Source organism: Fructobacillus durionis, from assembly GCF_900112405.1.
In the GTDB taxonomy this organism is placed as follows: Bacteria; Bacillota; Bacilli; order Lactobacillales; family Lactobacillaceae; genus Fructobacillus; species Fructobacillus durionis.
Genome location: NZ_FOLI01000014.1, coordinates 1 through 6,044, shown reverse-complemented (window position 1 = coordinate 6,044; position 6,044 = coordinate 1). Strand labels below are relative to the sequence as shown.

Annotated in this window: 9 protein-coding genes; all 9 read right to left on the bottom strand. The window is 37.2% G+C overall.

The genetic code is table 11. From position 1 onward, the window contains the following. Window positions 1-77: 77 nt before the first annotated feature. Window positions 78-1,052, bottom strand: a complete 975-nt coding sequence (locus BMZ93_RS06485) for an Abi family protein (RefSeq protein ID WP_091503346.1) — start codon at window positions 1,050-1,052, stop codon at window positions 78-80. Between the two features lie 149 nt (window positions 1,053-1,201). Beyond that, window positions 1,202-2,110, bottom strand: coding sequence for a peptidoglycan recognition protein family protein (locus BMZ93_RS06480; protein WP_091503343.1), 909 nt, complete (start codon window positions 2,108-2,110; stop codon window positions 1,202-1,204). Window positions 2,111-2,123: 13 nt separating this feature from the next. Next, a complete protein-coding gene (locus BMZ93_RS06475) occupies window positions 2,124-2,471 on the bottom strand; it encodes a hypothetical protein (RefSeq protein ID WP_091503341.1) in 348 nt (115 codons plus the stop codon). A gap of 26 nt (window positions 2,472-2,497) precedes the next feature. Then, complete coding sequence (locus tag BMZ93_RS06470; RefSeq protein WP_091503337.1) at window positions 2,498-2,857, bottom strand: hypothetical protein; 360 nt, start codon at window positions 2,855-2,857, stop codon at window positions 2,498-2,500. A 31-nt stretch (window positions 2,858-2,888) separates the two neighbouring features. Beyond that, complete coding sequence (locus tag BMZ93_RS06465) at window positions 2,889-3,035, bottom strand: XkdX family protein (protein WP_091503334.1); 147 nt, start codon at window positions 3,033-3,035, stop codon at window positions 2,889-2,891. A 3-nt stretch (window positions 3,036-3,038) separates the two neighbouring features. Then, window positions 3,039-3,317: a hypothetical protein gene (locus BMZ93_RS06460; protein WP_091503332.1), complete on the bottom strand. Its 279-nt coding sequence runs from the start codon at window positions 3,315-3,317 to the stop codon at window positions 3,039-3,041. Window positions 3,318-3,330: 13 nt separating this feature from the next. Then, window positions 3,331-4,572, bottom strand: coding sequence for a BppU family phage baseplate upper protein (locus BMZ93_RS06455; RefSeq protein WP_091503329.1), 1,242 nt, complete (start codon window positions 4,570-4,572; stop codon window positions 3,331-3,333). After that, window positions 4,556-4,969, bottom strand: a complete 414-nt coding sequence (locus BMZ93_RS06450) for a hypothetical protein (RefSeq protein WP_091503327.1) — start codon at window positions 4,967-4,969, stop codon at window positions 4,556-4,558. The genes BMZ93_RS06455 and BMZ93_RS06450 overlap by 17 nt, the downstream gene beginning before the upstream one ends. Further along, a partial coding sequence (locus BMZ93_RS06445; protein ID WP_207645269.1) for a hypothetical protein occupies window positions 4,966-6,044 on the bottom strand: 1,079 nt, incomplete at its 5' end. The genes BMZ93_RS06445 and BMZ93_RS06450, both read right to left, overlap by 4 nt.

The window sequence follows — 6,044 nt, the reverse complement described above, 5'->3', positions numbered from 1 at the left end:
TGCCGACTAACGGTATTACGAACAGCTATATATCAGTCATCTTAATATAATCCGTCTAAATTTAGTCTAACTAAAATTCACTGCTCATAATTTCTATATTCTAATAAAAACTTCATCATTTTTCTTTTGCTTTTAAATCCAATCATATTAGAAAGATTTTGACCGTCTTTTCTAACCTTATTAGATATATTCTTTAAATCACTAGCAAGATTTCCAAAACCATAGTTTGGATCAATTTTATTAACTAGTTCAACAATTGGTAAGATAATAGAAGATACTCTATTAGAATAAAGAGTCTTTCCTTCATCAGTGCTAATATTAACTATCACGTCTTTCCAATTGTATCTTATTTTAGGAACAGTCCTTAGCTTAACATCTACCAAATTAGAATTATGAGCACACTGATTACGAGCAAAAACTATTGTACCAATCCACGATTCAAGCATTTTAGGTGTACATCCAAAATCTTTAGAAATTGATAGCTTCATTTGTGGTGTCATTATTTCAAATAGATGCTGAATTTGACCAAATGATAATAACTCTACTGCTAACCATATGCTAGGATATTCCGTTCCTTTTTTTGAATTTTTATTATATTTGTATCCAATCTTGGTGAAATTTTCTGTTCGTTTATATTCTTTCTTATTTTCTTTTGAAATCATTGTTAATAACTGTTTTTTTATAAACGTCTGTTGATTAATTATGTATTCATCAGAAAATATATTTGTATCTGCCCAACTCAGAAAATTAAGATAATTGAATGCTCCAAGACTTCCCAGTTCATATGAAATTCTATTTTTAAACGCCAATTCAATAATTTCAATCATATCAAGTAAATGCATACGAAGATTTTTATCATGGTAATACCTTCTAACGATACTACTAAATAAAAGACCACCATATTCTCCATCCCTAATGAATGGTTCTGCGTATTCTTTTATTTTATAATAACCAATATTTTTTAGTTGCTGTTCAGCATTTACATCATCAATTATCATTCCACGATCATTAAGTAGTTCTATAAGGTCATTTGTTGATAGGTTAGCAACCATGTGTATCTCCGAAATTTATGTATAAAAAAATCCCAGACTCATTTGCCTGGGAACTTGATGTAAATAAAGTATATCCCATATTACTTTTTTTGTAAACTTTATTAGCATACTTTTCTTTATATTTTTATGTACGAGCCGAAGCCCATTAATTATGGATGTGCCAAAAACTTATCAGCATCAAACCAAATCATGTCACGATATCCTGCGAAGTAGATACCAACAGCGTTAGAGTTGTTATCGTATGCAGCAATGACACCAGAGTTAACGCCATCCTTAAATCGAACAGTAGCTCCATCTTCAAATGAACGTCCTTCCGGATCAGATACATCTTCAAGCAATCCAGTAGGAATTCCGTTGTAATACCATGAATTTGGTTCAACGTTAAGGTCATCCGTCAAAACTTGGAACATGTCATATTGCTTCTCACAAGTTCGAATAGTGAAGTTTCCACGAATAGCCCAACGGTTATTCCACTTGTCTTGGAATTCCTTGATAGATGCTGAACGATTGTCTTCCTGCTGTACAGGTTGTGAAGTTTGTGCCGGTTGAGTAGCAACATTTCCATTACCACCAGCGATAATGTCGTTAGCCTTATCTGCAATCTCTTGCAGCTTATCCTTCAACTTACCAGGGCACGCTGTTGACGTGAATGATGAGTGTGGGAACAAGTTTTGATATGGAACAACTCGTCCAAATCCATAGCGCTGTGCAATATCAGCAACCAGCTTAGCGGATGCATCAATTGTCGCTTGTGCGATGTCATAATCAGGTGCGCCAGTCAGATTGGCATGTTCAATACCAATTGACGATGAGTTAGCATCCCAGTTACCTGCATGCCATGCCGTGTTGTCTTCATCAACGTATGACCGGATTTCTCCGTTTTGTCCGATACCGTAGTGAGCTGAAGCTTCACGGCTGTTCCAAATCCCCGGAACTGAGTTGTAATCAGTCGTTGCCATGTGATGAATGACAATTTTGTTAACTGTCTTATCACGCCCTTGCGTAAAGTGAGGGAATGACTGGAATCCATATTGTGTTGCTAATCCTGATACTGTCATGTATATTTTTCCTTTAAATTTCTTGTTCTGTTTGAACCTGTGTCGTTTGTTGTTCAACTTGAAAGTTCAACTGCGAAATTGCTTGATTGATATATGCTTCAATCTGTTGTTCATCGAAGTTCTTACCAAGCCCATTTGCATGGATTCGTTCTGCAAGCGTGTTTACTGCCTTAACTTTGCTTGAATCAGTAACAACACCAGCATTTGCAATAAACGCAACCGCTTGTTCTGCCCAATCACAGGCAGTCTTAATATGCTGATTGCGTGTGTGGGCTTTAATGTATTTAATTGAATAAACAATCAATCCAATGATTGTTCCACTTAATGCTGTTGCCAATGCAACTAAAATATCTTGAACCATTTTTCCTCCAATAAAAAAAGAAAAGATTAAGAAATCTTTTCAATCCGTTTAGAATAATCTTTACCATGCTTCTTAAGTTCATCACACATTTCTTGCATAAGTAACTTCATGTTATTGAATTTTCCATCCAATTCAGTGTACTGACTAGAAATTGTGTTGATGTACGTTTTAAGCTCTTGATTACCCTTTTTTAATTCTTCGTTATCTTCTCGCAGTTGCTTACAATCTTCTTTCAAAACAACGCAATCTTCACGCAAATCTTCTAACACTTGAAGCGTTGATTTGTATGATTCATTCATACTGTCTTGTTTCTTTCCAGAAAAAGCAAAATAAGCAGTTCCGAGGGCTACAACGGCACTAATAGCACCTGTAATAATATCTTTCAAATTGCTGCTCCCGTTGTGTTGCTAGGTGTTTCTATTCTGTAAATTCTTGACCAGTTATTTCTTGGAATTCATCCTTTGAAATCCATCCCACCTTTACAGTGTTTGTTACTTGCTTCAACGTCCATCCCTGGTTGTTGTAGAAGTAATTAATTGTTTGTCCTGTTTTTGAAAGTTCCATAGATTAAAGTCCTTTCATTTCTTGTTGAAGTTGACGTGCATACAGATCAGCGATTTGTGCTTGTAAATCTGGTTGCTTGTTTTCTTCTTGCTGCTTAATCTGTGCATTCCATTTAGCCAACTTAACTTCATCAGACTTCCATGAATCAGTTGATGGTACGTATACTGGGAACATTGTTCCTGCAGGGTCTACTGCCGTTGAATTAGCAGGTTGTGTGTCAGCGTTAACTGCTCCAGGTACTAACTCCTTCGTTGCTTCGTCGTATTTAAAATACCAAGTCATTTAGTCGCTCCTTTCAAGATGGGAAATCATCAACCGTCATATACGTTCCAAATAGTTTCAGAGATCGAAGATAGTTATCCCCATTTGAATAAAAATGTCTGGTTCCGTTAGACAAAACACCACTTGGTGAAATGCTGGATAGACTTCCATTGTCTCCAAGGTATATTGGTATTTTTGAATACGAATTTGGCCTATATCCGGCAGGAATGTTGTTGGCAATAACTTCATTATCAGCGAGCTCCCAAGAAATATTCATGAAGTCGTCAATTAAAATAGTAACGATATTTCCAACTCGATTTAGCCATAACGTCATACCGTCTTTTTGACATTTAACGGAAGTATAAATTCCTTTTTTCGTCATCATCTCATCATTAGCAATGACTTTACCAGCTTTAATATCCAAACCTTCTGCTACTGCATTAGCAACATCGGCAACGTTTGCTTTTTCAGAAATCTTAGAAGTAATTGATTGGCTTGAAGTAGTTGCATTTCCTTGTAAGTTTCCAGTAACATTTCCAACAACTCCGCCTGATGCTTTAATAGGCTTTTCGAAGGTGTTATTTCCCTTGAAATTATTATCTGCGTTTAGTTTTGCATAATTCGGTTCATTAGCTTTAATGTCGTCTAATTCTTTGTTTAACTCGTCTATCCGTTTTTTTGCATCCGTTAGCTTATTGTCAATTTCTAAGCTAACATCATTTACTAATTCTGTTGCTTTGTTTGCTTTATCGTTAAAGTCATCAGTGACCTGTTTAATACGTTCAGAAAGATTGTCGAATTCTCCGTTAATTAGTTTACTAGAGTTATCTAACTGTTCTTTTGTCGCATCGTTTAGTTTCTTAATTGTTTCATCAACAATTGAAACGTAGTCTTTAGCGTCTTCATTTGTTATATCAACGCTAGTGATAACATCAACATTAAATGAGGCCGTTGTCGCTGTACTGTCGTCTTTTGTGAACCGAAAGTAAGCCTCTTTATATCGACCAACACTAGAACCCATCTGCTTGTTAGGAGTGTATTCAATCAGTCCCTGCAGAATATCGATTTTAACAACGTTGTAATCAATCACTTTGGTGTTGGCTGCTGTCGTTCCATTAAACGAGACACTGACATCAGTTAAATCAAAAGGTTCGCCATTAGCCGTGATAGTTGCTCGAATCGTCTGGTAGTTACCATCGCCCTGCCTTAATTTATAAGTAGGGTTGTTAATATCAGATTTAGTTGTATCTAGCGCTAAATTAATCGCTTTGCTCATCGTATCCTCCTTCCTCTAATACTTCCATAAGGTCATCATATGCTTGTGCATCTTGTCCAGCCAATGGCTCTGAATATTCGCACATAGCGACATGCAAGGCAGAAAACTGTCCAACAATTTTTTCATTGAAAATGGACTGTTCAAAACGAATATCAGTTAACTCCCTTTGTAAAAGTAACCGCGAGTCATCGTCGGGAAAATCAGTGATATTTCCCTCGTCATTAATAGTTGCTCCGGACTCTTTAACGATGTTCTGCTCATCTTTTGCCAGTTCCATCATCTTCGCTTCAATATCCGCAAGCAACTTAGACCGATACCTTGATACCCTTCCGGCTAGTTTTGCATCCTTTAGAAAATTAGCAATGGACTGCAATTTACTGTTTTTAATTTTAATCATACGTATACATAACTCCCAATTGTTTGGCCATCACCAACACTTGTCGGAATAACAAATGTTGCTCCCTGCGATTTGTAGTAAGCCATGGTTGCCAACATTCCACTAACATCTGCACTGCCTCGAATCGTGATTGCATTATCAAAATTGACGTCATCACTAAATACAAAACCGGCTCTTGTATTGGGCAATCCTTGCCGATACCATGCCATTTTCATGGGATAGTTTCCATTTGGGTCTCCCTTATCTTTAGCTGACCAGGAAAAATAGTCACCATCAGAATTCAAGTTAAATGACATGCCGACAACGTTATCATTCCCAACCAAAGTACTTCGTCCGATATAACCAATTGACCGTCCTCGGTAATCAAAATTAATTCCATAATTGTTAAATGATGTCTTCATATCGCCAGTTGAAACTGTCATTCCAGACCATTCAATGGATACTGATTGATACTCGCCATTCCAGTTTGACTTAATGAATTGTGAAACATTACCAACTAGGCTGTTCACGTTAAGATTAATAACATCAATTTGGCTGGCATCAATCTGTCCACCCTTAATAAAGTTTGCAGACAAAGTTCCAGCAGTTATATTTCCAGCATCCAGATTGAGAACATTGATACGAGAGGCGTCAATGTTGCCTTCTTGTAGCATGTTGGCATCAGTCATCCCATTAAACTTAACCCACGTTTTTCCGGAGTATGAGTACATAGCAATGCCATTCTTTTCGTTGACATCTTCTTTAAACCAGATGTCTCCTTGTTGAGCATTTTTAGGCTCATCTGGGCCATCAAAACGAGTATGATCACCGCTCTGTTCGGCACGATTCTTTTGCCACTGGCTGTCTGTCTTTGCAGATAATACCCAAGCATTCCCGTCCCAGTAGTAAAGTTCCGTCGTACCATTGTCTAACTGTTTGTACCATACGTTACCCTTACGGGGACTTGCAGGGGCTTTAGGCCCAAATGTCGTGTCGTTATTACCCCCATGGCTCATCGTCCACGATAGCGTGTTAGACATGCTTTGAGCGGTTGATGAAATACTAGTCATAGTTTGCGTAATCGAGTTGTTAGACA